Origin of the sequence: Angustibacter sp. Root456 (genome assembly GCF_001426435.1) — a bacterium.
Taxonomy (GTDB): Bacteria; Actinomycetota; Actinomycetes; order Actinomycetales; family Angustibacteraceae; genus Angustibacter.
Map to the genome: position 1 here is coordinate 266,360 of NZ_LMER01000015.1, position 25,827 is coordinate 292,186.

Annotated in this window: 27 protein-coding genes and 1 pseudogene; 11 read left to right on the forward strand and 17 right to left on the reverse strand. The window is 72.7% G+C overall.

Annotated elements, in window-relative coordinates; translation table 11 throughout:
• The first annotated feature begins 3 nt into the window (after positions 1 to 3).
• Both ASD06_RS09010 and ASD06_RS09015 read left to right on the forward strand, forming a co-directional pair.
• On the forward strand, positions 4 to 939 hold the full coding sequence (locus ASD06_RS09010; protein WP_200941982.1) for a 1,4-dihydroxy-2-naphthoyl-CoA synthase: 936 nt from the start codon (positions 4 to 6) through the stop codon (positions 937 to 939).
• A 177-nt stretch (positions 940 to 1,116) separates the two neighbouring features.
• Complete coding sequence (locus ASD06_RS09015; protein WP_056675973.1) at positions 1,117 to 1,695, forward strand: carboxymuconolactone decarboxylase family protein; 579 nt, start codon at positions 1,117 to 1,119, stop codon at positions 1,693 to 1,695.
• A gap of 59 nt (positions 1,696 to 1,754) precedes the next feature.
• Here ASD06_RS09015 and ASD06_RS09020 read toward each other — a convergent pair whose 3' ends face one another.
• A complete protein-coding gene (locus tag ASD06_RS09020; protein WP_056675977.1) occupies positions 1,755 to 2,327 on the reverse strand; it encodes a hypothetical protein in 573 nt (190 codons plus the stop codon).
• A 145-nt stretch (positions 2,328 to 2,472) separates the two neighbouring features.
• Here ASD06_RS09020 and ASD06_RS09025 point away from each other — a divergent pair, with 145 nt between their 5' ends.
• The 5 genes from ASD06_RS09025 to ASD06_RS09045 are packed head-to-tail and all read left to right on the forward strand — an operon-like array spanning position 2,473 to position 7,521.
• Positions 2,473 to 4,347 carry a sensor histidine kinase gene (locus tag ASD06_RS09025; RefSeq protein WP_056675979.1) on the forward strand — a complete coding sequence of 625 codons (1,875 nt, stop codon included), beginning with the start codon at positions 2,473 to 2,475 and terminating at the stop codon, positions 4,345 to 4,347.
• Positions 4,344 to 5,033 carry a response regulator transcription factor gene (locus tag ASD06_RS09030; protein ID WP_162248065.1) on the forward strand — a complete coding sequence of 230 codons (690 nt, stop codon included), beginning with the start codon at positions 4,344 to 4,346 and terminating at the stop codon, positions 5,031 to 5,033. Before ASD06_RS09025 ends, ASD06_RS09030 begins: the two co-directional genes overlap by 4 nt.
• A gap of 8 nt (positions 5,034 to 5,041) precedes the next feature.
• Positions 5,042 to 5,392 (forward strand): VOC family protein, encoded by a 351-nt coding sequence (locus ASD06_RS09035; protein ID WP_056675985.1) that lies wholly within the window; start codon positions 5,042 to 5,044, stop codon positions 5,390 to 5,392.
• A 25-nt stretch (positions 5,393 to 5,417) separates the two neighbouring features.
• Positions 5,418 to 6,593, forward strand: a complete 1,176-nt coding sequence (gene menE / locus ASD06_RS09040) for an o-succinylbenzoate--CoA ligase (RefSeq protein WP_056675987.1) — start codon at positions 5,418 to 5,420, stop codon at positions 6,591 to 6,593.
• 55 nt (positions 6,594 to 6,648) lie between these two features.
• Positions 6,649 to 7,521 (forward strand): 1,4-dihydroxy-2-naphthoate polyprenyltransferase, encoded by an 873-nt coding sequence (locus ASD06_RS09045; protein WP_056675988.1) that lies wholly within the window; start codon positions 6,649 to 6,651, stop codon positions 7,519 to 7,521.
• Positions 7,522 to 7,632: 111 nt separating this feature from the next.
• On the opposite strand, the pseudogene ASD06_RS19770 reads toward ASD06_RS09045, so the two are convergent.
• Both ASD06_RS19770 and ASD06_RS09050 read right to left on the reverse strand, forming a co-directional pair.
• Positions 7,633 to 7,833: pseudogene (locus ASD06_RS19770) on the reverse strand (DUF4229 domain-containing protein); the annotation flags it as partial.
• 10 nt (positions 7,834 to 7,843) lie between these two features.
• Complete coding sequence (locus tag ASD06_RS09050; RefSeq protein ID WP_056675989.1) at positions 7,844 to 8,353, reverse strand: Lrp/AsnC family transcriptional regulator; 510 nt, start codon at positions 8,351 to 8,353, stop codon at positions 7,844 to 7,846.
• 127 nt (positions 8,354 to 8,480) lie between these two features.
• On the opposite strand from ASD06_RS09050, the gene ASD06_RS19775 reads away from it, so the two are divergent.
• Positions 8,481 to 8,606, forward strand: a complete 126-nt coding sequence (locus tag ASD06_RS19775; protein WP_255354486.1) for a hypothetical protein — start codon at positions 8,481 to 8,483, stop codon at positions 8,604 to 8,606.
• A gap of 75 nt (positions 8,607 to 8,681) precedes the next feature.
• A complete protein-coding gene (locus tag ASD06_RS09055; protein ID WP_157371605.1) occupies positions 8,682 to 10,565 on the forward strand; it encodes a bifunctional diguanylate cyclase/phosphodiesterase in 1,884 nt (627 codons plus the stop codon).
• On the opposite strand, the gene ASD06_RS09060 is transcribed toward ASD06_RS09055, so the two are convergent.
• The 10 genes from ASD06_RS09060 to ASD06_RS09100 form a co-directional block, all read right to left on the reverse strand.
• Positions 10,540 to 11,052, reverse strand: a complete 513-nt coding sequence (locus ASD06_RS09060) for a GNAT family N-acetyltransferase (protein ID WP_056675993.1) — start codon at positions 11,050 to 11,052, stop codon at positions 10,540 to 10,542. The genes ASD06_RS09055 and ASD06_RS09060 overlap by 26 nt on opposite strands.
• A 16-nt stretch (positions 11,053 to 11,068) precedes the next feature.
• On the reverse strand, positions 11,069 to 11,218 hold the full coding sequence (locus tag ASD06_RS18860; RefSeq protein WP_157371606.1) for a hypothetical protein: 150 nt from the start codon (positions 11,216 to 11,218) through the stop codon (positions 11,069 to 11,071).
• Positions 11,219 to 11,321: 103 nt separating this feature from the next.
• Complete coding sequence (locus tag ASD06_RS09065) at positions 11,322 to 11,699, reverse strand: TraR/DksA family transcriptional regulator (RefSeq protein WP_056675996.1); 378 nt, start codon at positions 11,697 to 11,699, stop codon at positions 11,322 to 11,324.
• Positions 11,683 to 12,681 (reverse strand): c-type cytochrome biogenesis protein CcsB, encoded by a 999-nt coding sequence (ccsB, locus tag ASD06_RS09070; RefSeq protein WP_235502274.1) that lies wholly within the window; start codon positions 12,679 to 12,681, stop codon positions 11,683 to 11,685. Before ccsB ends, ASD06_RS09065 begins: the two co-directional genes overlap by 17 nt.
• Positions 12,682 to 12,691: 10 nt before the next feature.
• Positions 12,692 to 14,272 (reverse strand): cytochrome c biogenesis protein ResB, encoded by a 1,581-nt coding sequence (locus tag ASD06_RS09075; RefSeq protein ID WP_056675999.1) that lies wholly within the window; start codon positions 14,270 to 14,272, stop codon positions 12,692 to 12,694.
• Positions 14,269 to 15,006, reverse strand: coding sequence for a cytochrome c biogenesis CcdA family protein (locus ASD06_RS09080; RefSeq protein WP_056676002.1), 738 nt, complete (start codon positions 15,004 to 15,006; stop codon positions 14,269 to 14,271). The genes ASD06_RS09075 and ASD06_RS09080 overlap by 4 nt, the downstream gene beginning before the upstream one ends.
• Positions 15,003 to 15,599: a TlpA disulfide reductase family protein gene (locus tag ASD06_RS09085; protein WP_056676006.1), complete on the reverse strand. Its 597-nt coding sequence runs from the start codon at positions 15,597 to 15,599 to the stop codon at positions 15,003 to 15,005. Before ASD06_RS09085 ends, ASD06_RS09080 begins: the two co-directional genes overlap by 4 nt.
• Entirely contained in the window at positions 15,599 to 16,240 is a 642-nt protein-coding gene (locus ASD06_RS09090; protein ID WP_056676008.1) for a histidine phosphatase family protein, read from the reverse strand. Before ASD06_RS09090 ends, ASD06_RS09085 begins: the two co-directional genes overlap by 1 nt.
• On the reverse strand, positions 16,237 to 17,559 hold the full coding sequence (gene hemL, locus ASD06_RS09095) for a glutamate-1-semialdehyde 2,1-aminomutase (RefSeq protein ID WP_235502275.1): 1,323 nt from the start codon (positions 17,557 to 17,559) through the stop codon (positions 16,237 to 16,239). The genes ASD06_RS09090 and hemL overlap by 4 nt, the downstream gene beginning before the upstream one ends.
• A 261-nt stretch (positions 17,560 to 17,820) precedes the next feature.
• A complete protein-coding gene (locus ASD06_RS09100; protein WP_056676014.1) occupies positions 17,821 to 18,291 on the reverse strand; it encodes a MarR family winged helix-turn-helix transcriptional regulator in 471 nt (156 codons plus the stop codon).
• A 131-nt stretch (positions 18,292 to 18,422) separates the two neighbouring features.
• Here ASD06_RS09100 and ASD06_RS09105 point away from each other — a divergent pair, with 131 nt between their 5' ends.
• Together ASD06_RS09105 and ASD06_RS09110 are read left to right on the forward strand one after the other, a co-directional pair.
• A complete protein-coding gene (locus tag ASD06_RS09105; protein WP_056676017.1) occupies positions 18,423 to 18,989 on the forward strand; it encodes a YceI family protein in 567 nt (188 codons plus the stop codon).
• 105 nt (positions 18,990 to 19,094) lie between these two features.
• Positions 19,095 to 19,340 (forward strand): hypothetical protein, encoded by a 246-nt coding sequence (locus ASD06_RS09110; RefSeq protein WP_056676020.1) that lies wholly within the window; start codon positions 19,095 to 19,097, stop codon positions 19,338 to 19,340.
• A gap of 9 nt (positions 19,341 to 19,349) precedes the next feature.
• Here the strand turns inward: ASD06_RS09110 and ASD06_RS09115 are convergent, their stop codons facing one another.
• The 4 genes from ASD06_RS09115 to hemB all read right to left on the reverse strand — a co-directional run bounded on the left by ASD06_RS09115 (position 19,350) and on the right by hemB (position 25,827).
• Positions 19,350 to 19,739, reverse strand: coding sequence for a VOC family protein (locus ASD06_RS09115; protein ID WP_056676023.1), 390 nt, complete (start codon positions 19,737 to 19,739; stop codon positions 19,350 to 19,352).
• 70 nt (positions 19,740 to 19,809) lie between these two features.
• Positions 19,810 to 24,114 (reverse strand): fibronectin type III domain-containing protein, encoded by a 4,305-nt coding sequence (locus ASD06_RS09120; RefSeq protein ID WP_056676028.1) that lies wholly within the window; start codon positions 24,112 to 24,114, stop codon positions 19,810 to 19,812.
• 157 nt (positions 24,115 to 24,271) lie between these two features.
• Entirely contained in the window at positions 24,272 to 24,739 is a 468-nt protein-coding gene (locus ASD06_RS09125; RefSeq protein WP_157371607.1) for a hypothetical protein, read from the reverse strand.
• 116 nt (positions 24,740 to 24,855) lie between these two features.
• Positions 24,856 to 25,827, reverse strand: coding sequence for a porphobilinogen synthase (gene hemB / locus ASD06_RS09130; protein ID WP_056676033.1), 972 nt, complete (start codon positions 25,825 to 25,827; stop codon positions 24,856 to 24,858).

The following is a 25,827-nucleotide window of genomic DNA, read 5'->3' on the forward strand; positions in this document are numbered from 1 at the left end:
GATGTGACCAGTGAGCGCGTGAGCGAGATCTTCAACCCGTCGGCGTGGCGAGAGGTCGAGGGCTTCGACTTCACCGACATCACCTACCACCGGGCCGTCGAGGACGGCCGCGACGCCGGCACGGTGCGCATCGCCTTCGACCGGCCCGAGGTGCGTAACGCCTTCCGCCCGCACACGGTCGATGAGCTCTACCGCGCGCTCGACCACGCGCGCATGACACCGGACGTCGGCTGCGTGCTGCTCACCGGCAACGGCCCCAGCCCGCGCGACGGCGGCTGGGCGTTCTGCTCCGGCGGCGACCAGCGCATCCGCGGCCGCAGCGGCTACCAGTACGCGACCGGCGAGACGGCCGACACGGTCGACGAGGCGCGGGTGAAGGCGTCCGGCGGCCGGCTGCACATCCTGGAGGTGCAGCGGCTGATCCGCACGATGCCGAAGGTGGTGATCGCCGTCGTGCCGGGATGGGCTGCGGGCGGCGGGCACAGCCTGCACGTGGTGTGCGACCTCACGATCGCGAGCCGCGAGCACGCGCGTTTCAAGCAGACCGACGCCGACGTGGGCTCGTTCGACGGCGGCTACGGGTCGGCGTACCTGGCCAAGATGGTGGGCCAGAAGAACGCCCGAGAGATCTTCTTCCTCGGCCGCACCTACGACGCCGAGACCATGCAGCGGATGGGCGCCGTCAACGAGGTGGCCGACCACGCCGAGCTCGAAACCGTTGCGCTGCAGTGGGCCCGCGAGATCAACGGCAAGAGCCCGACCGCCCAGCGCATGCTGAAGTTCGCGTTCAACCTCACGGACGACGGGTTGATGGGCCAGCAGGTCTTCGCCGGTGAGGCGACACGCCTGGCCTACATGACCGACGAGGCCGTCGAGGGCCGCGACGCGTTCCTCGAGAAGCGCGACCCCGACTGGTCCGCGTTCCCCTGGTACTACTGAGCCGGCGCAGTCGCCGAGGTCGCAGTAGCGGCCACTCCGAGGACGCCGCGATCGGCCACTACTGCGATCTCGAGGGAGGGTCAGCCGGCACCGGGGCACGTCGCGTGGTGCACTGTGGCCGTCGGGCTCAGCGGAGCGCGGACCGGACGGGTCCGGCGGCCGGCCACGGGAGGACAAGTGCACCAGCGACTGCCCAAGTACGCGCCGGACGCCTTGGCTCCGGAGCGCCGAGCGGTGTACGACGCCATCGCCGGCGGCCCGAGGGCCGCTGGGCCCCAGCTGTTCCGGCTCACCGACTCTGACGGCGCTCTGGAAGGGCCGTTCAACGCGATGCTGGCCAGCCCCGGGGTGGGGATGGCGCTGCAGCGCCTGGGGGCGGCGATCCGCTTCGAGACGGGGTTGTCGGATCGCTGCCGTGAGATCGCCATCTTGACCCTGGCCGCCGCCCGCGACAGCGCGTTCGAGTGGTACGCGCACGAACGCGTCGGCCGCCAGGTGGGGCTGACCCAGGACGAGCTGGACGCCCTGCGCGACCACCAGAGCCCCGCGTCGCTGTCGCCCACCGAGTCGGTGACCCGCGACACGGTGGTCGCGCTGCTCGACCACCGCGACCTCGACGACGAGCAGTTCGAGCTCGCGCGCGACGTCCTGGGCCTCGAGCGCCTCGTCGAGCTCGTGACCCTCACCGGCTACTACGACCTGCTGGCGCTCTCGCTCAGGGTCTTTCGCGTACCGCTGCCCGACGACGAGGCCTGAGCCGACGGCGAGCTGCCGTTGACGAGGACGGCCGGTGCGCGCTGGGGGTCGATGAAGGATCAGCGCCCGACGCGCTCGCGCAGCACCACGGCCAGCGCCACGAGGAACCCGACGAACACGAGCGGAATCGGACCCACGCCGAGGAACGATCCCACGAGCCCTAGCGGGGGCCAGAGCGCCAGCATCCACCGCGGAACGAGACCGACGCGCCACGAGCCGGCCGCCAGGAGCGCGAGGCCGAGCATCAGACCGAAGGCGCACACAGGGTAGAGCGGCCCCCAGATCAGCTCGGAGCCCACGGCCACGGAGGCCATGCACTGGATGATGAGCTCGGTCACGCAGACCCCGTACAGCCAGACCCCGGCGCTGCCCAGACGACCGTCACGGCCGCCCTGCAGACGGTGCACCCCGAAAGCCGTCAGCAACAGCCCGAGCCCTTGCGGGAGCGCCGCCGCGGTGAGGACGTAGTCGGAGACGCCAGTGAAGTCGCCCCCTTCGTTGACGCTCGGCACCAAGAGCATCGCCAGCCCCATCATCAGGAGACCGACGATCGCGAACGCGATGCCGGCGAGCGTGAGCCGCAGCCACGACGCGTCGGTACGCGCCGCGGGCTGCAGGGTCGATGTGGTCATGACAGGTCCTTTCACGAGGGATGCCGCCCACGCTAGGCAGCACCGGGCCCCGGGTCGTCCGCCTGACGGCCGAAGGCGGGTCCGCCTGGTGCAGTCATCCGCAAGGAGGACGCCGAGAGGGCCTTCGCTGCCTACGCTGGAGGTCGTGCTGGCGCGTGCGGGCCTGACCAGAGGCGACCTGGTGGTTGCCGCGGTCTTCGTGCTGGCCGCCCTCGGCGAGGCCGTCGCCCTGCATCGGCAGACGCCCGCGCTGCTGGCCTTCGCCGCGGCCGGAGCGCCTGCGCTGGGCGTCCTCGCCCTGCGCCGCGTGCGCCCGACGTTGCCGATCGTCGTGATCACCGCGCTGGCCGCGGCCGGGACGACGGTGCAGGCCCGCGTCTGGCCTGGCGCGAGTGACAGCGGCGGAGTGTGGATGCTGGCGCTCCTGCTGTCGGCGTACTCGCTGGGCGCGCACGGTCGAGGCCGCGTGGTGATGCTCGGAGGTCTGCTCCCTCTCGGTGTCGTGCTCGTGGTCGACCTCCCGAGCATGCACGGATGGTCCTTGGTGAGCGGCGTCGCCTTCGTCACGGCGTTCGTCGGTGTCCTGCCCACCGCCGTCGGCCGTGCGGTGCGCGCACGACGTGAGCGGCTCGCCGCGCTCCAGCGCCAGCGCACCCAGGTAGTGCATGAGCAGCAGGCACGACGCGAGGCCGCGGTGCTCGCTGAACGACTGCGCACTGCCGAGCATCTGCGGCCCACCCTGCTGAGGGGCCTCCGCCGGCTCGCTGACCAGGTGGACGCCGGCGCCGAGCCCGAGGACGTCGAACAGGCCGCCCGACAGCTGCTCAGCCGGACGCGTGAGGAGGTCGTGGCGCTGACAGCACCCGTCGAAGTCCCGCACACCGAACCACCACCTCAAGCAGAGTTTTTGGGGCCGTTGAGGGCGGTCGCCCAGCGGTGGGCCGTGCTCGGTGCAGGAGTCATCGGCGCGGGTTTGGCCCTCGAGTCGACCCAGACGGTGCCTATCGCCGTCCCGGCCGCAGTTGCCGTGACGGCCGCCTTCGCGCTCACCCTGCCCCTCATGCTGGTCTGGTGGCGCCCGCTGGCCGCCGTCGTCGTCCTGTGGGTGGCCGCCACGGCCTTCTCGCGCCTCGTCGCCCCGATGGACGGCATGCTCAGCGGTGCGGCGCTCGCCGTGGCCTCGGCGTTCGCTGTCGCCGCCCTGTCGACCAGACGAGCAGCGGCGCTCGGCCTCCTGGCGTGCTCGATCGGCCAGGTTGCGGGCGTCGGCGTGTCCGACCCGTTGGGCGTGACGGTGATGCTCCTGCTGTGCTGGCTCGGTGGGCTGGCGGTCAACGAGGCGAGTCGGCTGGTCGAGCTCAGCCGCGTCACGAACCGGCTGCTGGAAGGGCAGGAAACCGTGGCTCGTCAACGGGCCGTCGTCGAGGAGCGGCTGCGGCTCGCCCGCGAGGTGCACGACCAGATCGGGCACAGCCTCACGGTGGTGGCGATCCAGGCGGGCGCGGCTCGACGACTCGCAGCCGCTGACCCCCACGGCGCGCGCGTCATCATGGCGACCGTAGCCGCCGCCGCACGCGACGGTCTCGCCGCCATGACGGCCGCTTCGATCGAGCCGGATGCCACCGGTGCCGACCTGCCGTCGCTGCTGGAGCGCACGCTCGCGGCGGGCGTGGATCTGAGCACGGACCCAGCCGAGCTCGAGTCCATCAGACTGCTCGACCCGCGGGTGCACGCGCTCGCCTACCGCGTCGTCCAGGAGGCTCTGACCAACGTGCTGCGCCACGCGCGCGGCGCACCGGCCAGCGTGCGACTGCGCCACGACGACGGCCGTCTCACCATCGTCGTGCGCAACGGCGCCGGCACCCGGCCCAGCGGCATCCTCGGCGGCGGCCACGGCCTGATCGGGCTCCGCGAGCAGGCCGCCGCCTGCGCCGGCGAGATCAGCTGGGGCCCGTGCGCCGACGGAGGATTCGCCGTGCAAGCGGTGCTCCCGCTGCGGACCCCGCACGTGGTGGGCTGATGACCAGCGTCGCCATCGCCGACGACCAGCCGCTGGTGCGCAGCGGACTGCGGATGATCCTCGAGGCCGAGACCGACCTCGCCGTCACCGGGGAGGCGGCCGACGGCACCGAGGCGCTCGCGCTCGTGGCGGCGACGACGCCCGACGTCCTGCTCCTCGACGTGCAGATGCCTGGCCTCGACGGGCTGGAGGCCCTGACCCGGCTGACGGCCTCGGCGTCGGTCACCAAGGTCCTGATGCTCACCACCTTCGACCTGGACGAGTACGTCTACCGCGCTATGCGCGCCGGTGCGTCGGGATTCCTGCTCAAGGACATGGCCGCCGAGGACATCGTGGCCGCCGTCCGCCAAGTCGCTCGTGGTGTCGATGCGCTGCTCGCACCCGCACTGACGCGACGACTCGTCGACCGGTTCGCGCACGAGCGGCCGCAGGTGCCAGAGCCCGCGTTCGATCGGCTCACGGCGCGGGAGCTGGACGTCCTGCGCCTGGTGGCCCGTGGACTGTCCAACGCGGAGATCGCGGCCGAGCTGTACATCAGTGACACCACGGTGAAGACGCACGTCGCGCGAGTGCTCATGAAGCTCGGTTTGCGCGACCGCGTACAGGCCGTCGTCGTCGCGTACGAGGGCGGCCTGGTGGGCGGCGCGGACGGCGACCCCAGCCGGCCCCCGCTCACGCCGCAGTAGGGTCAGGTGTGGCGGTCAAGCGGATCAAGCCGAACATCCTGTCGCGCGACTTCGACGCGAGCCGGGCCTTCTACACCGGGGTCATCGGCCTCGAGGGTGGCCAGGGCCTGGACTGGATCCTGTTCTTCGGCACCGACCAGCGCGAGGTGCAGCTGAGCGTCATGTCGCTGGACGTCAAGGCGCACCAGCATCCCGACGTCTCCATCGAGGTCGACGACGTGGACGAGGTCTACGCGCGCGCGGTCACTGCCGGTGCCGAGATCACGTACCCGATCACCGACGAGGACTGGGGACTTCGGCGGTTCTTCGTCCGCGATCCCAACGGCGCGATCATCAACGTCACCCAGCACACGCAGTAGGCGGCGCCTGACCTAGCCTGAGGACGTGTCCCGCCAGCTGAGCGCCGTCGATCTCGCCGGTCTTCCGTTGCGCGACGCACTCGACCTGCTGGCCGCCGCGCTCGACGGCAGCGGCGACGCGATCCTGCCGACGTCTGCCGACCCTGCGTCGGTACGCGCTCGCGCGTCGCTGCAGGCCGGCACGACACTGCGCGAGGGCGAGGACGACGACACCGACCCCACGGCTCTCGTCGTCGCCACCTCGGGGTCGACCGGCGAGCCGAAGGGCGTGCTGCTGCCCGCGTCGGCGCTGCAGGCCTCGGCGGCCGCGACGTACGACCGGCTGGGCGGCCCCGGCACCTGGCTGCTCGCCCTCGCACCCCACCACGTCGCCGGCGTGCAGGTGCTGCTGCGGTCCATCGCGGCCGGCACCGACCCGCAGCTGCTCGATCTGCGAGAAGGGTTCCGCGCCAGGGCTTTCGTCGCGACCACCGAGGCGCTCATCGAGCGCGCGCCGGGCCGCCGCTACACCGCCTTGGTGCCGACGCAGCTCGTGCGCCTCCTGGACGCCGGGCCGGACGCTCTGGACGCGCTGCGCTCGTTCGACGCGGTGCTGCTCGGCGGTGCCGCCGCCACGCCGGCCCTGCTCGCTCGCGCGCGGGGCACCGGCGTGAGCGTCGTGACGACCTATGGCATGAGCGAGACCTGCGGTGGTTGCGTCTACGACGGCGTCCCGCTCGACGGCGTGCACGTCGACGTCGGCGAGCGCATCCGCCTCGGCGGCCCGGTCGTCGCACGCGGCTACCGCCTCCAGCCGGAGTCGCCGAAGTTCTTGCAGCGCAACGGAACTCGCTGGTTCGAGACCGACGACGTCGGCAGCCTGGCCGGCGACCGGCTGACCGTGCACGGTCGCGCCGACGACGTCATCGTCACCGGTGGCAGCAAGGTCTCGCCCCAGGCGGTCGAGGCCGTGCTCGCCGAGGTGCCCGGCGTCCGGGAGTGCCTCGTGGTGGGCGTGCCCGACGTCGAGTGGGGCCAGCGGGTCGTGGCCGTCGTGGTGGGGACGGCGCCCCTGGAGGCGTTGCGCGACAAGGCCAGCGAGCGAATCGGCGCGGCGGCGGCGCCGCGCGCGCTCGTCAGCGTCGACGCCCTCCCGCACAAGGCGCTCGGCAAGCCCGACCGCGCCGCCGCCACTCGCCTGGCGGCCGAACGGCTCGCCTGACCGGCGCACCAACCCGCGTGCGAGCCGCGCGGGGCGGCACGAGAAGATCGTGCGCATGGCGACCCCCGCGCAGTGGATCGAAGGTGCCCGACCCCGCACGCTGCCGGCGGCCGTGGCTCCCGTCGCCGCTGGCACGGGCGCCGCCGCGGCCCTCGACGGGTTCGACCTGGTCCGCGCCCTGCTCGCGCTCGTCGTGGCGCTCGCACTGCAGGTGGCGGTCAACTACGCCAACGACTACTCCGACGGCGTCCGCGGCACTGACGACGACCGCGTCGGCCCGTTCCGGCTCACCGGCTCGCGCGCGGCCGAGCCCCGCGCGGTGAAGGCGGCCGCCTTCGCTGCGTTCGGCGTCGCCGCGGTCGCCGGCCTCGCGCTGGTGGCGCTGGCGAGCGCCTGGTGGCTGCTGGTGGTGGGCGCGCTGGCGATCGTCGCGGCGTGGTTCTACACCGGCGGCTCGCGCCCGTACGGCTACCTCGGTCTCGGCGAGCTGTTCGTCTTCGTGTTCTTCGGGCTGGTGGCGGTACTCGGCACGACGTACACGCAGGCCGGGCGGCTGTCGTGGGCGAGCTGGGCGGCCGCGGTCGCGATCGGCAGCCTCGCCTGCGCGATCCTCGTTGCGAACAACCTGCGCGACATCCCCACCGACGCCGTCGCCGGCAAGCGCACGCTCGCCGTCCGGCTGGGCGACGCCCGCACCCGCGGGCTGTACGTCGCGCTCGTCGCCGTCCCGCTCGTGCTGGCGGTCGCCGTGGGGGCCAGGAGCCCGTGGGCGCTGCTCGCCCTCGCCTCAGCCCTGCTGCTCTGGCCGGCGGTGCGCGTCGTCCGAGGTGGTGTGACCGGCCTCGGGCTCATCCCCGTGCTGCGCGACACCGGGCGCGCCGAGCTCGTCTACGGCGTGCTGCTGGGCCTGGGGCTCGCGCTCGGCTGACGGCTCCGCAGCTGACGGCTTCACGGCTGACGGCGGCACCGGGCCCGCGGCCTCGGCGTCCTCCGCGGCGGCGTCCTCGTCCGCGGGGGCGGGCGCGAGGCGGCCGGAGACGCGGTCGGCGATCTGCTGGGTCATCGCCTCGCGCGGCCCGCGCAGCACGAAGTAGGAGAGCACGACCGAGAGCACCGCGGTCGCGAGGACGAGCAGCAGCGGGTCACGCAGCGGCGCCCACAGGCCCCCGAGCAGCCACAGGGCGACGAGCACGCCCAGCAGGAGCATCAGGCGCAGCAGCGAGTAGCGAAGGACCGTCACGTCGTCCAGCCTACGGGCGCGCCGACGAGCCCTGGTCGTCCCGGTCGCCCGGGTCGCCCGCGGGCGGGTCGGCCGGGGGCAGCGGCAGCCCGCGCCCCTCCCAGTACGTGGACAGCACCACCGTCGTGCGCGTGCGGGCCACGCCGCGCACCCCGCGGAGCTTGCTGATGACGGCCTCCAGGCCCGCGACGTCCTGCGCCCGCACCTTCACGACGAACTCCTCGTCGCCGGCGACGTACCAGCAGTCCTCCACCTCGGGGATGGCGCGCAGCTGCTCGGAGACGTCCTCGGTGGGCACCTCGTCGCGCTGGTAGAGGTCGACGAGCGCGCTGACTCCCAGGCCCACGGCGTCCGGGGAGATCTCGGCCCGGTAGCCGCGGATCACGCCACGGTCCTCCAGGCGGCGCACGCGCTCCTGCACGCTCGGGCCCGACAGGCCCACCAAGCGCCCGAGCTCGGCCCAGCTGGCGCGGGCGTTGTCGTGCAGCGCAGCCACCAGCTGGCGGTCGATCGCGTCCATCACCACATCATAGGCCGAAGCCCCGTAGTGCTAAAGAATCGAAAGCCGAGGCCGAGGAATACTGGTAGGATCATCGGCGTTGGGCCGATACAGCCAACACATCCAAAGCAACGACAGAGAAGGAATCATGGTCACCCCGGAGTACGCGCGCGCCTACATCACCGAGATCACGCGGCTCGCGCAGCCCAGCACCGCCCGCTCAACCCGTCCCCGCGCCAGCATCGCCGGCCTGCTGCGTCGCTGGTCGCGCTGACCTCGCGGCGAGGTGGCGAACACCTCGCCACCCGTCAGTGTCAAGAATGACCCCGAGCACGCCGACAACGATCACGTGAGCTCTGACCCGGTCGACCCTGATCTCGGCGCCCCGGAGGCGTCGGGACCGGCCGTCCGCTTCGAGCCGGTGCTGCCGCTCATGCTCTCCGCGCTGGGTCTGGTCGCCGTCGTGTTCGTCGGCGGCGGTCCCCCAGCGCTCGGGCTCGTCCTGCTGACCGGCCTTCTCGGCGCCGCCGGTTTCGCCGGGTGGCAGGGCACGGGCGCCCTGGTCACCCGCGCCCTGCTGCTCAGCGCGATCGCCTTCACGCTGCCGCTGCTCAACGTGCACCTCGTCTCGCACGTCCTGCAGTGGTGGTACGCGATCATCGCCGTCTACCCGCTCCTGCTCCCCCGCCGCATCGCGTGGTGGGTGACGGGCTGCATCTCCGCGGGCCTGCTGACGCAGTACTTCACCGGCACGGCGATCCCCCACGTCACGCTGTCGGGCTGGACGCTGCGCACGCTCCTGCTCGCCGGCATCGGCCTCATCGTCGCCTACTCCGGCGCGGCCTACCGCACGGCCCGCGACGAGGCCCGACGGCGTCAGCTCGCCGCCGAGCACGCCGAGCGTGAGCTGCACCACGCCACCACGCACGACAACCTCACCGGGATGCCCAACCGCTCCTCGCTCGACCTGTTCATCGACACCGCGCTGCACGCGCGGAGCGGCGGCGACGACGACCAGGTCGCGGTGCTCATCATCGACCTCGACCGGTTCAAGAACGTCAACGAGACCCTCGGCCACCTCGCCGGCGACCGACTGCTGCGCGAGGTCGCGGGGCGACTGGCCTCGCTCCTCGGCCCGCACCAGCGCGCCGCGCGCCTCGGCGGCGACGAGTTCGCCATCGTCTGCGCCCCCACGTCCCCCCAGCGGGCGCAGGAGATGGGCCACCGGCTGGTCCAGCTCTTCAACCAGCCGGTCGACCTCAACGGCGCGCCGTACCGCATCGGGATGTCGGTCGGCGTGGCCGTCAGCGGCGCCGGCATCGAGACCCGCGCCGACCTCCTGCGCTCCGCCGACGCGGCGATGTACGCCGCCAAGCGCGCCGGGCGCGGCACCGCCGTGCTCTACCACGCCGCCATGAGCGAGGAGGTGGCTGCCGACCTCGCCGTCGAGCAGCAGCTGCGGGAGGCGATCGAGGCCGGCAACGTCGACGGCGACCACCTGCGCCCGGGCGCCGTCACCGCGGTGTTCCAGCCGGTGGTCGACCTCGCCACCGGACGCGTCGTCGGCGCCGAGGCCCTCGCACGCTGGCAGATCGACGGCCGCGACGTCTCACCCTTGCGCTTCGTGCCGCTCGCCGAGGAGCTCGGCCTCGGCCTCGACCTGGCACTCGCCGTCGCGCGGCAGTCGGTGCGGGCCCTCGCCGCCTGGCGCCAGGCCGGTCTCGCCGACGTGCGCAGCGTCGCCGTCAACATCAGCGCCCGCGACCTGCTCACACCGTCCCTGCCCGACGAGCTGTCCCGGCTGGTCGACGACGCCGGCCTCGAGCCGGGCGCGCTCACGCTGGAGATCACCGAGCGCGACGTCGTCGACGACGTCGAGCGCACCCGCGAGGCGTTGCAGCACCTGCGCGTCAAGGGAATCACCGTGGCGGTCGACGACTTCGGCACCGGCTTCTCCTCGCTCGCCTACCTCGCCCGCCTGCCGTTGCAGGTGCTGAAGATCGACCGCGAGTTCGTCGCCAACCTCGACCGCGACGACACGATCGCGCGCACGGTCGTGCAGCTCGCGACGTCGTTCGGCATGGAGTGCGTCGCAGAGGGCATCGAGACCCCGCACCAGCTCACCACCCTCGCCGGGTTCGGCGTCCAGTTCGGCCAGGGCTGGCACCTGGGGCGGCCGGCGCTCGCCGGGAACTTCGTGGAGTCGGTCAGGGCGCTGGCGGCGCGGGCGTGAGCTCCAGCCGGTAGGCCAGCAGCAGCACGCTGGGGATCGGGCGCCAGTCGCGCTCGGGCAGCCGGACGAAGCCCAGCGAGTCGTAGAGGGCGTGGGCCGGTGCCATGTTCGTGGCTGTCGAGATGACGACGGCGCCGACGCCGTCCGCGCGGGCGCGGTCGATGCAGGCCTGGGCGAGCAGACGCCCGACGCCGCGGCCGCGGGCGCTGCGGTCGACCGCGAGCATGCGGAACTCAGCCTCGCCCTCACGCGAGACCTCGGCGTAGAGCGAGCCGGCCTGCACGTACGACACGGTGCCGAGCAGCGCGCCGTCGTCGTCCACCGCTACGAGCAGCTCGCTGTGGGACGCCCGGTCGTCGGCGCGGCGCAGCGTCGCGTCGTAGTCAGAGCCATCGGGCACCAGGCCGTCGTCCAGGTAGGCGCGGGCGGTGAGGTCGCCGATGGCGGCGTACTCGGCAGGCAGGGCACGGCGGACGGCGACGCTCACACCGCCCAGTGTGCCGTCAGGCCGGGCCGTCCTGCGTCTCGCCCTCGCCGATGTCGTCGAGCGTGCGCTCCTCGGCACCGTCGCGCTCGAACTCCTCCATCACGGGGTCGCCGTGCTCCTTGTCGGGCTCGTGGTCGATCTGGGGCTCGGGCTGGTGATCGGTCATGACGCCAGGCTCCCCCGGCGGCACGTCCGCCGCATCCCGAACCCCCGCATCCCGAACCCCCGTGCCCCGACTCCCCGTGCACTCTTGGATCCGAAGTGCACGGTCAGGGGTGGGGGGCGCGGGCGCAGGTGATGCACAGGGTCGCCGTCGGGCGGGCCACCAGGCGCTCGGGGTCGATCGGCTGCCCGCAGCGAGCGCAGCGGCCGTAGTCGCCGGAGGCCACCTGCCCGACCGCCCGGTCGACGTCGGCGAGGCGCTCGCGCGTCTGGTCGAGCACCGCGGCCAGCTGGGCGCGCTCGAACGCGATGGTCGAGCCCTCGGGGTCGTGCTCGTCGTCGGCGTTCGAGGACGCCGAGGCATCGACGACGCGGTCGAACTCACGCTGCAGCGTCGACAGCTGCTCGGCGAGCTGCGCCCGCTCGGCGCGCAGGACGGCGAGTGGCCCGCTCGCGCCCGGCGACCCGTCAGCCGACGCCGGCATAGCTGTGCCAGCCGACGAAGAAGATGTTGACGACGAGGAAGTTGAACAGCAGGCAGCCGAAACCGATGATCGCGATCGTGGCCGACTTGCGCCCCTGCCAGCCGCGCGTGGCGCGCGCGTGCAGGTAGCCGGCGTAGACGACCCAGATGACGAAGGTCCAGACCTCCTTGGGGTCCCAGCCCCAGTATCGGCCCCACGCGCTCTCGGCCCAGATCGCCCCGGCGACGAGCGTGAAGGTCCACAGCGGGAAGGCCACCGCGTGCAACCGGTACGACGCGAGGTCGAGCTCGCGCGCGCCCGGCAGGGAGTCCATGAACGAGCGCGACACCACCTCGCCGGCCGCGCTGCGGCGCTCGCGGCGGTCCTGCGCGAGGTAGAGCACGGTGAGCGAGAAGGCGAGGGTCAGCAGGGCGGAGGCGATGAACGCGACGCTCACGTGGATCGCCAGCCAGTAGCTCTTGAGCGACGGCACCACCTGCGCCGCCCGCGTGTAGAGCACCGTCACGGCGAGCCCGAGCGTCAGCAGCACCGGCCCGACGACGAACGCACCGAGGTAGCGCAGGTCGCGCCACTTCAGGGCGAGCAGGTAGACGAGCGTCACGACCGCCGCACCGGCGGTCGAGAACTCGAACATGTTGCTCCACGGCGGACGCTGGACGGCGGCGCCGCGCAGGGCGACCGACCCGGCGTGCAGCAGCAGCGACAGGATCGTGAGCGAGGTGCCGATGGCCGCCGCGCGCCGCTTCTCGGGCTCGACGTCGGTCGCTACGGCGGACGCGGCGGCTGCCGACGTCGCCTCGACCGGCGCCCCGGCGCCCACCAGCTCGCGCTCGACGACGGCCTCGCGCTCACGCCGACGCTCGGCCCGAGCGGCGCCGCCCGCGAGGTCGGTCGTGTAGGCCACGAACGCCACGGCGTAGCTCGCCATGGAGCCGTAGAGCAGGATGTTGGCCTGCGTGGCCAGGGTCTCGTTGACGCTCACGCGCCCCTCCTCATCGGACCACCGCTGCCGGCTTCCCGCCGGAGGGCAGGCCGCTCAGCGCACGGTCGATCTCGTCGTCCAGGCCGGAGTCCTCGCCACGGGCGATCGCACCGACCTCCACCAGGGTACGGGCCGGGTCGTCGTCGTCCGGGCGCACCCGTACGAAGACGCGTCGACGCGGCACGAACAGCGACAGCGCCAGCCCCAGCATCGCCACGATCGCCGACCCCAGCGCCCACAGCTTGCCCGGGTCGTGCCGGATCGACAGGCCCGCGAAGCGCTCGACGCGGTCGAAGGTGATCGAGCCCTTGCCCCCCGGCAGCTGCACGGTCTGACCCGGCCGCAGCAGCGCGCGGAACGTGTCGCCGTTCGGCATCTTGAGGCTCTTCATCTTCGAGGTGTCGATGTTGTAGACCGACTGCGGCACACCGCTGCTGAGTCCGAGGTCGCCCTCGAGGGCCGTCAGCACGAGCACGGGGTCGAGGGCGTCGGGGAAGACCGAGCGTCGCATGCCCGGCCCCTGCGACAAGGTGGGCAGGAACTGCCCCACGATCCCGAGCTGCTGCGGCTGCGCGCCCGGCGCCTTCACCACGCCAGTGGACGTGTACATGCCGTCCTGCGGCAGGAACGGCGTGGGATCGGAGTAGACGACGGCCCCGGTGCTGTCGCGCACGGTGATCACGGGGGCGTAGCCGTTGCCGAGCATGTAGATGTTGGCGCCGTCGAGCTGCAGCGGGTGGTTGACCTTGATCGTGCCCCGCTCGGGTGCGGCGTCCGGGTTGGCGCGGGTCGTGACGTTCGCCTCGAAGCTGCGGGGGGCGCCGCGCTCGGCCGCACCGGTCTCGAACTGCACCGACACCTTGTCGATGGTCACCGAGAACGGCGGCAGGTGCTCGGTGTCGACCCACGGGCCGGGGTCGATCGTGTCGTACGTCGAGACGGTGTTCGAGAACGTCGTGCCCACCGGCACGATGACGTCGCCGCGCCAGCCGAGCAGGTGCCCCAGGGCCACGGCGACGAGCAGCACGACGAGCGAGAGGTGGAAGGCCAGGTTGCCCGTCTCGCGCAGGTAGCCGCGCTCGGCACTGAGGTAGCCGTCGCCGACGTCGACGCGAAACCGCCTCGCGCGCAGGGACGTGCGGACGTGGTCGAGCGCGTCGTCCGGGGCGAGCGTCACCACTTGGCTGCGGTACGCCGGCAACCGGCCGAGCCGCGACGGCGCCCGAGGCGGTCGTGCCCGCAGGGCTCGCAGGTGCAGCCGCGTCCGCGGCAGCACGCACCCGACGAGGGAGATGAACAGCAGCAGGTAGATCGCCGAGAACCAGACCGACGAGTAGACGTCGAAGCCACCGAGCCGGTCGAGCCACGGGCCGGACGAAGGGTGTTCCTTGAGGTACGCCGACACCTTGCTGGCGTCGACACCGCGTTGCGGCAGCACCGATCCCGGAACGGCCGCGACCGCCAGCAACAGCAGCAGGAACAGCGCCGTCCGCATGCTCGTCAGCTGCCGCCAGGCGAAGCGCAGCGTGCCGAGCAGCCCCAGCTGGGGCTGCACCGGTTGGTCGGCGGGACGCGTCGACGGCTCGCTCACACCGCCACCTCGAACCCGGCGATCGCCGTCCCGAGCCGGCTGACGAGCTCGACCCAGACGCCACTCACCATGAGCACCCCGATCACGACGAGCAGGACTCCCCCGGCAACCTGGATGCCGCGCTGGTGGCGGCGCAGCACCGCGAGGGCACGCGAGGCACCGGCGTACGCGACGGCGGCGACGACGAACGGGATGCCCAACCCCAGGCTGTAGGCGACGGCGAGCAGCACACCGCGCGAGGCGCCACCCCCCTCACCCGTGGCGAGAGCGAGCACGGCGGCGAGCGTCGGGCCCATGCAGGGGCTCCACCCGACGGCGAACACCGCGCCCAGCAGTGGCGCGCCGGCGAGTCCGGCCGCCGGGCGCCACGACGGCTTCACGACGCGCCCGCCACCGGGCAGGGCGCCGATGAACAGCAGCCCCAGCACGATCACGACCACCCCGAAGACCCGCAGCAGCACCGCCTGGTGCCCCACGAGCAGCTGGGTGAGTGAGGAGAAGGTGGCGAAGACGACGACGAACACGAGCGTGAAGCCGAGCACGAAGAGCACTGCACCGGTCGCCATCCGGCTGCGACGCTGGCGTTCCAGCGCGACGCCGTTCAGCCCGGTGACGTAGCCGAGGTAGCCCGGCACGAGCGGCAGCACGCATGGGGAAGCGAACGACACGAGGCCCGCCACCGCGGCGACCAGCAGCGCCACCGGCAGCGATCCCGAGGCGACCAGCTCGCTCATGGTTTGGCGTCCTCGCCGAGCACCTGCTCGACCATGTCGCTGAGCGTCGTCGCCTGGGCCTGGCCGGAGATGCGGGCGGCCAGGCGTCCGCTCCGGTCGATCACGAGCGTCGTCGGGGTGGCGGACGCCTTGCCCTTCAGCTGCAGCAGCACGCCGCCGCCGTCCCACGCCAGCGAGGGGTAGGTGAGGGCGAACTTGCGCTGGAACGCGCGCCCGGACGCCGGGCCCTCGCGCAGGTCGATGCCGAGGAACTGCACGCCCTTCGGCTTCAGCTCGGTCCACGTCTTCTGCAGGTCGGGCGCCTCGGCGTTGCAGGGCGGGCACCACGAGCCCCAGGTGTTGAGCACGACGACCTTGCCGCGGTAGGAGGCCGTGTCGACGTCCTCACCCTCTAGCGTCGTGCCGCGCACCGTGATCGTGGTCGTGCGGTCTTCGGGGGCGATCTGCTCGATGGTGCCGTCGCCGGCGACGTAGCCCTTGCCGTCCCCGGCGCGCGCCTGCCCGGCCACCGTGTCGGTGCCGCCGCCCGTGCAGCTGCCGACGGCGAGCGAGGTCGCCACAGCGAGCACGGTGATCGAGACGACGCGCCGCATCAGGCCCCCGGGATCTTGCTGGCGCCAGGAAGCAGGCTCGCGGCCGGCTCGCTGAACTCGATCGACACCAGCCGGTCGTCGTCGTACGTCAGGCTCGTGAGCGAAGCGAGGCTGCACTGACGCTTGCGCGGGTCGTGCCACAGGCGGCGGTCCTCGAGCTTGAGCCGGGCGATCCACACCGGCGACTGGTGCGAGACGAGCACCGCCTCGTGGCCACGAGCCTCGTCGCGCGCACGGTCGACGACGGCGAGCATGCGCGCCGCGATCTGCTCGTAGGGCTCGCCCCACGACGGCCGGAACGGGTTGATGAGCTTGGGCCAGTGGCCAGGGTGACGCAGCGAGCCGTCGCCGACACCGAAGGTCATGCCCTCGAAGTGGTTGCCCGCCTCGATGAGCCGGACGTCGATCGCGATCTGCAGCTCGTGCCGCGACGCGATCGGCGCCGCGGTCTCCTGCGCGCGCTCGAGGGGCGAGGAGATGACGCGGGTGACGTCGCGCTCAGCCAGGCTGTCGGCGACGAGATCGGCCATCCGGCGTCCGCGGTCGCTCAGGTGGTACCCGGGCAGCCGTCCGTAGAGCACGCCCTCGGGGTTGTGCACCTCACCGTGGCGCAGGAGGTGCACGATCGTGCGAGTGCTCACGCCGCGCCCCCCTGGGCCGCCGCACGCGCGGCGTCCGGCAGTGCATCCAGCACCCGGCTCACGGCGGCGTCGTCGTGGGACGCCGACACGAACCACGCCTCGTAGGCACTCGGCGGCAGGTGCACGCCCTGGGCGAGCATCGAGTGGAAGAACGCGCGGAAGGCGCCGACGTCCTGGCTGCGAGCGCCGTCGTAGTCGCGCACGGGCTGGTCGGTGAAGAAGACGCTGAACATGCTCGCCGCGTGCTGGACGACGTGCGGCACACCGGCCGCGCTCAGGGCCTGAGACGCCGCCGTGCTGATCGTGTCGGCCACCTGCGCGAGGCGCGTGTAGACCTCGGGCGTGCAGTGCTGCAGGGTGGCCAGGCCGGCGGCGGTCGCGACCGGGTTACCCGACAGCGTGCCCGCCTGGTAGACCGGCCCGTCGGGCGCGAGCTGCGCCATGAGGTCAGCGCGGCCACCGAACGCCGCCGCGGGGAAGCCGCCGCCCATGACCTTGCCGAACGTGAACAGGTCGGGCGCGCCGTCGTCGTACGGCCCCTCGACGCCGTACCAGCCGGCGTCCGAGCACCGAAAGCCCGTCATGACCTCGTCGCTGACGAGCAGCGCACCGTGGGCGGCCGTGATGCGGCGCAGGGCTGCGGTGAAGCCCGGCTCGGGCGGCACCACGCCCATGTTGCCCGGTGAGGCCTCGGTGATGACGCACGCGATCTGGTCGCCGTGCTCGGCGAACGCGGCCTCGACCGCGGCGACGTCGTTGTAGGGGACGACGATCGTGTCGGCCGCCGACGCGCCGGTGACACCGGGGCTGTCGGGCAGGCCGAAGGTCGCCAGGCCGCTGCCGGCCGACGCCAGCAGCGCGTCGACGTGACCGTGGTAGCAGCCGGCGAACTTGACGATCTTGCTACGGCCGGTGGCCCCGCGGGCCAGTCGGATCGCGCTCATCGTGGCCTCGGTGCCGCTGCTCACCAGCCGCACCTGCTCGACCGGCTCGACGCGCGCGACGATCGCCTCCGCGAGCGCCACCTCGTTCTCGCTCGGCGTGCCGAAGCTGAAGCCCCGGGCGGCGGCGGACTGCACGGCCTCGAGGACGGCGGGATGGGCGTGACCGAGGATCATCGGACCCCACGAGCACACCAGGTCGACGTACTCACGGCCGTCGGCGTCGTACAGGTAGGGGCCCTGGGCGCGGGTCATGAACCGCGGCGTGCCACCGACGGCGCGGAACGCGCGCACAGGGGAGTTGACGCCGCCGGGAGTGACGCGACGGGCGCGCTCGAGCAGCGCCTCGCTGGCCGGGGCCTCGTAGGGGTAAGTCACGCCTGGCATTGTCGCAAGGCCACCTGAGAGCTCCCCACCCGCTCCCTCCCCACCCGTGATCATGCACGCCAGCGCACCGCGGGTCCGGCCGCCCACCCGTGATCATGCACGCCGGCGCATGTCCGGGGAGGATCACTTCATTCGCCGATGGCGACTGGGGCACCCAGCTGCCATAGGTTGGCCGCGGGGTGCCACCGCGCCACAACCGTGACCACCCGCTGCGCTGGCCTGCATGATCACCGCAGAGGGGGCGGGGGCGGGTCAGACGGTGAGGCGGCCGTGCGGGTCGAGGCGCTGCGACACCTGGCTGAGCGCCTCGCCTAGGGCCAGGAACTGCTCGCGGCTCATGGCGTCGAGCAGATGGGTGCGCACCTGCTCGACGTGGGTGTGCGCGGCGGCCTCGAGCGTGGCCATGCCCCGCTCGGTGAGCACGCACTCGACGCCGCGGCCGTCGCGGGTGCAGGCACGCCGGACGACGAGCCCCTCGCGCTCGAGCCGGGCCACGGTGTGCGTCAGCCGGCTGCGCGAGCTGACCACGCTCGCCGCGAGCTCGGACATCCGCATGACGCGCTCGTCGCTCTCGGACAGGCGTACGAGGATCTCGTACTCGGGGTGGCTCAGGCCGTGCTCCTCGAGCCCTCGGCGCAGCTCCTCGTCGAGGAGGCGGACGGCGCGCAGGTAGCTGCGCCACGCGCGCTGCTCCTCGGCGTCCAGCCAACGGGTCTCGGTCATGGAACAAGCGTACCGGATCGGAAGTTGAAAACTAAACCAACGTCGGCTACGGTAGTTGATATCGCAACCAGGTAGTCAGCGTTGCACCCCCGCCTCACCCCGCACCCAGAGCCCGACCCGAAGGAGCTTTCATGAGCACCAGCACCGTCACCACCCTCCCCGGCCTCACCACCGGCACCTGGACGATCGACTCCTCGCACAGCGAGATCGGCTTCGTCGTCCGCCACATGATGGTCAGCAAGGTCAAGGGCCACTTCTCGCAGGTCACCGGCACCATCACGGTCGCCGAGAACATCCTGGAGTCCTCGGTCGTGGCCTCCGTGCCGGCCGCGAGCATCAGCACGCGTGACGACAACCGCGACGCCCACCTGCGCTCCGCCGACTTCTTCGACGTCGAGACCTACCCCGAGCTGTCCTTCCGCTCCACCGGCATCCGCACCGACGGTGACGACTTCGTGCTGGACGGCGACCTGACGATCCGCGGCAACACCCGCCCGGTCTCGTTCGAGCTCGAGTTCAACGGCGCCTCCGCCAACCCGCTGGCCGAGGGCAAGCCGACCGCCGGCTTCAGCGCCAAGGGCGAGATCAGCCGCAAGGACTTCGGCCTGGAGTGGAACGTCGCGCTCGAGACCGGCGGCGTGCTCGTCGGCGACAAGGTCACCATCGTCCTGGAGATCGAGGCCGGCAAGGACGCCTGAGTCCTGCCCGCTGCACAACCGCGAAGGGGCCGACCCGAGATACTCGGGTCGGCCCCTTCGGCGTGCGGCTCAAGCCCAGCCCAGCGCGAGCTCAGCGCCGCCGGTGTGGTCACCGCGCGCGTCGCCGTCCCCGACGGGCTGCAGGCGTGCCCCGGCAGCGAACCGCGGCGCACCTACGTGTGGTGGCACGGATCACCGGCGCCGACGCAGGCGGCACGCGCCCTCGCGCGCGGGCTGCACGACGCCCACCTGGCACCCGCCGGCTCTGACCTCCAGGGCAGCGCGTTCCTGGCCGTGCCGGGCCTGCCGGGCTCTCCGGCCCAGTCCACGCCGTTGCCCATCTCGTTCTGACCGCTTCGGTCAGCCCTCGTCCGGCGTCACCCACTGCACGAGCTGGTAGACGACACCGCTGGGATCGGCGATCTGGAAGTACCGCTCACCCCACGGCTCGGTCTCGATCGGCGTCACGACGTCGACCCCCTCGGCCTGCAGCCGCGCGTACTCGGCGTCGACGTCCTCGACCGTGAAGACGACCAGCAGCCCGTCGGCCCGGCCGGCCGCGGAAGCGGGCTTGAACGTCGGCAGCCCGGTGCGCAGGTAGATGACGTTGAAGCCGGCCCGCGGGTGGGCGAGCGAGCAGAAGCCATCGGCGGCCATGACCTGCGAGAACCCCAGGTGCCGTTGCACCCAAGCAGCGGACGCCTCCACATCCGGGACGTTGAGCGAGATGGCGCTCTCGGTGATCTGCATCGGTGTCTCCCTGCTCCCTCGGCCAGTGCAGGTGAGGACGAACGACCGCCGCGGGGTGTTCCCTCGGGCCTCAGGACACGTGCAGCCGCACCGCGGCGCTGACGGCACCGGCGTGGTCTGCGTGCGCCGGCAGGTACCACCGGTAGTAGACGTACCCCCGGGACGTCGGGCGCACGGTCACGCCTGCCGAGCTCCTCGAGCTGAGGTAGCGCCAGGTCGAGGTGACCCACGCCCGCCCCGTCCACCGCTGCAAGGCGACCGCCCGCCGCGCGTGGTTCGGCCAGACCGTCGTGCTCAACGTCACCGTGTACCCGCGTCGCACGGACGTCCGGCTCGCGTGGTTGCTCAGCAAGGGCGCGACGTAGACCGTCCGCACGGCGCTGAAGGAGCCGCCGACGGTTCCTGAGCCGTAGTACCCGACGCGGTACCGCACGTTCGCAGCCGGCTTGACGGAGAACGCGTAGTAGCCCGTCGAGCCGGTGGTCGTCGACGCCACGCGCGCCCACGTCGTCGCGCCCACCGGTTGCGCGAACAGGCTGACCCACCGCCCACCCAGCCTCTGGCCCTTCAGGTACAGGCCACCAACGACGCGCGCTGCGGACCCGTAGCGCACGGTCGACGCCGAGCTCACGCTGATGGCCGTCTGGGTGGTGTTCAGCGTGTTGGCCGCCGAGATGTTGCCGAGCCTGTCGTAGCTGCGCACCTCGAAGGCGTAGGACCGTCCCGGCACCAGACCGGTGGCCCGCAGGCTCGTTCCGGTGCCGGCGTACAGGGTGGTGGCGGCTCCGGTCGTGCGGTCGCGGCGCACGACGGCCACCCTGGCGAAGTCGAAGGCCGCCGGGTTCGTCCATCGCAGGGTGACCGTGTCGTACGCCGAGGACCCCGTCAGGCCGCTGACCCGCGCGGGCGCGGTCGCGTCACCGACGAGCAGGACCTGCGGCGGCGTGTTCGGCCCCTCGCCGACGTCGTTCGCGCCGTGCATGACGACCGACCAGGTCTGGCGCCCGACGAGGTCACCCAGGGTGGCCCCGGTGGCCGTGCCCGCCGTGCGCACTGTGCGCACCGTGCCGTCGGCCGCCGTGGCGGTCACGACCCACCCGGTCACGGGCGCCGACCACGGGTTCGGCGTCCACGTCACGCGCAGGGTGTTGTCGGCCGGGGACGAGACCGCGACGTCGCCCGGTGTCGACGGCCGCCCGGCAGGGTCCGGCCCACCGTGGAGGTCGTGCAGCACGCGCTCGTCGCGGTTGCCGTTGAGGTCCTGGGCGTACAGGTGGAGGTCGTAGGTACGAGCCGCGTCCGGAAGGGCGATCTTCTGCACCAAGTCGCTGCGGGACAGCGAGATCGGGCTGCCGGAGGCGTAGCCGGTGGTTTCCCCGCTGTAGCGGAGGGTCCACCACATCGCCGCCAGGTCGGGCACGTCGGGCCGCGTCAGATGGACCGTCAGGGTGGTGGGGTCGACGGGCGACCAGGTGACCGGGTCGGGGATGGTGGGGGTGCCGTTGGTGTCTGGCAGCGTCGTCGCCGTCGCCTCCACCGCGTCCGAGAGGTTGTCGTTGACGTCCTTGGTGCGCACCCGCACCGTCCGCGTGGCACCGCCCTTGAGCCGCCAGGTACAGGAGGTCTTGGCGCTGTTCAGTGTGGGGCAGGCCATGGTCGCCCCGCTCGCGGGGTCGACCAGCTCGGCGACCGGACCCGCGAAGTCGGCGTCCGTGGGATTCGTCCAGCTCGCCGTGATGCTGTAGCTGCCGCCCTGGGCGGTGAGTCCGGTGACGGGCCCTGGAGGAGTGGCGTCCAGGAGCGTGCGGAACGTGGCGGTGACGGGCGCCGACACGTTGCCCGCGGCGTCGCTGGTCCACAGCGCGATCGTGTAGGTGGTGTCCATGGCCAGGTTCGACGCTGTGAAGTCCTGGTACCGACCGAACCACGCCCCGCTCGGCAGCGTCGGTGCGGTGTTGCCGGGCGCGATGGCCCACGTGACGCCCTGGTAGTCGGCGTCCGACGGTGCCGTGAAGTGCACAGCGGCGGAGCGGTACGACGGGGTGACGGCAACACCCGTCGCCACGCCCGGCGGCTCGAAGTCCAGCTGCGACACCGAGCTCCAGCGACTGAAGTTGCCTCGGAAGTCCACGACGAACACCGAGATGCCGTACTGCTGACCCTTCACCGGGTCGGGGATCGAGACGTCGTGGCCGCTCCCCGACCCCGCGTCGAGCCCCACGCCGTCTGTCGGAGACGCCGGGGGCTGGTCGCCGAAGCTGTACCGCACCGCCGTGTGGTCGACGTCCGGCACGTCCGTGCCCTGCCAGATCGGGTCGCCGTACGTCAGCCGGATCTGTGTGTGGTCGCTGTAGACCGTCGGGCTGTACGGCGGCGGGGGCGGCGTCGTGTCCGGACCCGCCGCAGCCGTGGCGGTGGCCCTGGTGGCGTACGACCTGACGAAGACGCCCCCGGCCGTCACCGCCCCGACCGAGCCGAACACCGCGAAGCTGTACGGCTCGCCTGGTGCGATGAGCTCGCCGCCTACGCGGAACACCGTCGACCCCACGGGCTCGCCGTCCCACTCGTCACGCGGTGGCTGGTTGCCGCGCTTGGCTACCACGACGCCGTCGATCGGTTGGCCGTCGTCGGTGGTGAGGGTGATCCGGCCTTCGCCGGGAGTCGCGTTGACGTGCGGGGTGGCCTGTTCCGGCACCGCCGCGCCGTCCGTGACGCGCAGCACGGAGTCGTCCCGGGTCACCAGCACCGCGTCGCCGGCGTCGGACTGGGCCTGGTGGCCGACGTCGAAGACGGCGCGCAACGCCCCCAGGCCGCCGCCGGGCTGCAGCACGATCGCGCTCGTGAGCACCCGCTGCAGCTCGCCCGTCCAGATGCCGTCACGCCCGCGAGCGGCGGCGGTCGGCTGACCTCCGGTCAGCAGCGTGGTCACGCTGCCGTCCAGAGCCACGCGACGCAGGCCGTCATCCGCGACCAGGACGGCGTCGCCGCCGTCCAGCCCGAGGTCCGAGGGCGTGCCGGTGAGCGTGGCCAGCACAGATTGCGCGGAGCCGTCCGCGTTGGCGATGAGCAGGCGCGGGGTCGAGGTGTCGGCGACGACGACGCGGCCGTCGGGCAGCACCTCGACGTCGGCCGCCGTCGCGGTGAGCGGCAGCGTCTGCGGCGAGCCGCTGGAGGGCACGCGCACGACGTGTCCGGCGTCGTCGACGACGTACGCGGTGCCGTCCGGCCCGACCGCGACCTTCCCGCGCGTCCGGATGGGAGCCAGGGTCGCACGGGTGCGCAGCCGGCCGTCGGCGTCCACCTCGCGCACCAGGCCCGATGCAGTGACGAAGACGAGGCGGGTGGCGTCGATCGGCGCGGCGCCGCGCAGGCTGCCGGTGTAGGCGTCGACGGCCAGGACACCGTCGGGTGACCACTGCCGCGCGGGGTCGGCGCCCAGGATGCGGGTGGAGCCGCCCGAGGTGAGCCGCACGACCGACTCGGGCGTGAGGCCCGAGGCACCGAAGCCGGAAGTCGTCGCCACCGTGGTGCCGGCGACGCCGTCCACGGCGCCTGCGTAGTCGCCGGTGGAGCGGACGGTGATCACCCCGCCGATGGGGAAGCTCGCGACCAACCGGTACTCGCGCGACGCGACCGTGATGGTGGTGCCGTCGACGCTGAGGCCGCCCACCGCCTCCGTCGAGGCGGACGTCGCCAGGTTTCCGTCGCGCAGGCTGTCGTCGCGATAGCCGGTGCCTGCCACGCGCTCGCCCACCCCGGCCGCGGTCACCGCGTAGATGCCGTAGCGCTCCGGTGCCTGGTCGAGCACGTACGCGGTCGAGCCGGAGTCGCTCACCGCGATGTCCCCCGGCTGCATGACGTCGGTGCCGGGCACCGCGCTCGCCGTACCGTCCGGCTGCACGCGGGTGACGCCGTAGCTGCGGGCGAGCCAGGCGACGCCGTCCGTCCCGACGTCGACCGCTGTGGCCTGACCGGTCCACAGCCGGGTGCGAGCGCCCCCGCCGTCGAGGCGGTCGAGCCCCCACGGCGTGAGCAGGTACGTCGTCGTGCCCACGACGGCCACGTCCACCGCGCCGCGCTGCTGCGCCTCGTCGAACCGCTCGACGACCGTGACGCGGTCGGCGACCGGGTCGACCCTCAGCAGGTCGGCGCCGACGACGACGTACACCGCGCCGTTCGGTGCCAGCGTGACGTGCCCGGCGCCCTCCAGAAGGGCCCGGGAGGCCGGCCCCGAGTACCCCTCGCCACTCCCCACGACCACCTGCGTGGCTCCGGACGACGGCGCGATCGCGGCACCGGATGCGGCGGGCGCCAGGGGCACGAGCAGAGCGGCCACCGTCGCCGTCAGCGAGGTCAAGACGGTGGTGCGGCGCACCGGTCCCCCTGGGGATCGTAGAGATCAGCGGCAGACCTTAACCCGCCGCAGGGCCCCGCAACCAGACCTCGGGCCGCGTTGGGGCCGTTCGGATGACGGGCGGCCGTGCCGCGGGCGGTGTGACGCGGGCGCGGCCGCGCCGCTCGGAGCACCCGTTTCACTCCGGGGCGAGCAGCACGTAGTAGCGCGGCAGGCCGTCGACGGCTGCCAGATGGTCGCGCTCGTCGGGTCGCGGACGCCAGTCGCGGTACGGCAGGCCGGTGAGGCGGTAGAACGCCATCCCGATGATCCACAGGCCGTAGAACGGGATCAGCACCATCAGCGCGTCCCGGCGGCGGTAGGACACGAGGGGCAGGACGAACCACATGAGCACCACCAGCGCCGCCAGCGCGGGCTGGATGATCAGGTGGCGGCTCACGTGCTCCTGGGCCCAGACCGTGACCGCGCTGTCGGTGAACGGATCGCCGCTCACGACCACGAGATCGGCGAACACCGCCGCGAACCCGGCGACCACGCGCGCCGCTAACGGCCGCGGTCGAAGCCCGGCGGGGGGCGGCACCACCGAGAGGGGCTGGACGAGCGGCGGGAGCCACGGGTCCGCGGAGGGGAAGGAGCTGCTGGGCACCGCCGCAGCCTAGGAGCCCGTCGGGCCGGTCGGGGTGCCGTTGCGCCACTCAGACCGGTATGACGGAGCGGAAGGCGGTCCTGGTGGCGCAAACCGGCCTGGGTGGCCGAAGAGGGTCAGAGGGTGCGGGCGACCTCGGCGGCCCAGTAGGTGAGGATGATCGACGCGCCGGCCCGCCGGATCGCCAGCAGCGACTCCATGATCGCGCGCTCGCGGTCGATCATGCCGGCCGCGGCCGCCGCTTCGACCATCGCGTACTCGCCGCTCACCTGGTACGCCGCCACGGGGACGTCGGACTCCTCAGCCACCGCGCGGACGATGTCGAGGTAGGGCAGCGCCGGCTTCACCATGACGATGTCGGCGCCCTCGTCGAGGTCGAGCCGCACCTCGCGCAGCGCCTCGATCGCGTTGCCGGAGTCCTGCTGGTAGGTCATCCGGTCACCGGTGAGCGTCGACTCGACGGCCTCGCGGAACGGCCCGTAGAAGGCCGACGCGTACTTCGCGGCGTACGCCAGGATCAGGACGTCGGAGCGCCCGGCGTCGTCCAGTGCGGCGCGCACGTGCCCGACCTGGCCGTCCATCATCCCCGACAGCCCGACGACGTGGGCGCCGGCGTCGGCCTGGGCCAGCGCCATCGAGGCGTACCGCTCGAGCGTGCCGTCGTTGTCGACCGTGCCGTCGTCGGCCACCAGCCCGCAGTGGCCGTGGTCGGTGAACTCGTCGAGGCACAGGTCGGCCATGACGACGATGGCGTCGCCGACCTCGTCGCGCACCTCGCGCAGCGCGACGTTGAGGATGCCGTCCGGGTCGTCCGCGCCCGAGCCGACGGCGTCGCGCTGCCGCGGCACGCCGAAGAGCATCAGGCCGCCGACGCCGAGCTCGACCGCCTCACGCGCGGCGGCCCGCAGCGACGTCAAGGAGTGCTGGACGACGCCGGGCATCGACGTCAGCGGCACCGGCTCGTCGACGCCCTCGCGCACGAACAGCGGCAGCACGAGGTCGGCGGGGTGCAGCCGCGTCTCGGCGACGAGCCGGCGCAGGGCCGGCGTCGAGCGCAGGCGGCGGGGGCGGTGCGCCGGGAACGCCAC

What these genes read in the sequence shown, in the direction of transcription:
- ASD06_RS09020 (WP_056675977.1), bottom strand. Translation starts at nt 2,327, where the DNA reads ATGACCACATCGACCCTGCAGCCCGCGGCGCGTACCGACGCGTCGTGG.
- ASD06_RS09045 (WP_056675988.1), top strand. Translation starts at nt 6,649, where the DNA reads ATGGCGACCCCCGCGCAGTGGATCGAAGGTGCCCGACCCCGCACGCTG.
- ASD06_RS09050 (WP_056675989.1), bottom strand. Translation starts at nt 8,353, where the DNA reads ATGGACGCGATCGACCGCCAGCTGGTGGCTGCGCTGCACGACAACGCC.
- ASD06_RS19775 (WP_255354486.1), top strand. Translation starts at nt 8,481, where the DNA reads ATGGTCACCCCGGAGTACGCGCGCGCCTACATCACCGAGATCACGCGG.
- ASD06_RS18860 (WP_157371606.1), bottom strand. Translation starts at nt 11,218, where the DNA reads ATGACCGATCACCAGCCCGAGCCCCAGATCGACCACGAGCCCGACAAG.
- ASD06_RS09065 (WP_056675996.1), bottom strand. Translation starts at nt 11,699, where the DNA reads ATGCCGGCGTCGGCTGACGGGTCGCCGGGCGCGAGCGGGCCACTCGCC.
- ASD06_RS09080 (WP_056676002.1), bottom strand. Translation starts at nt 15,006, where the DNA reads ATGAGCGAGCTGGTCGCCTCGGGATCGCTGCCGGTGGCGCTGCTGGTC.
- ASD06_RS09085 (WP_056676006.1), bottom strand. Translation starts at nt 15,599, where the DNA reads ATGCGGCGCGTCGTCTCGATCACCGTGCTCGCTGTGGCGACCTCGCTC.
- ASD06_RS09100 (WP_056676014.1), bottom strand. Translation starts at nt 18,291, where the DNA reads ATGACCGAGACCCGTTGGCTGGACGCCGAGGAGCAGCGCGCGTGGCGC.
- ASD06_RS09105 (WP_056676017.1), top strand. Translation starts at nt 18,423, where the DNA reads ATGAGCACCAGCACCGTCACCACCCTCCCCGGCCTCACCACCGGCACC.
- ASD06_RS09115 (WP_056676023.1), bottom strand. Translation starts at nt 19,739, where the DNA reads ATGCAGATCACCGAGAGCGCCATCTCGCTCAACGTCCCGGATGTGGAG.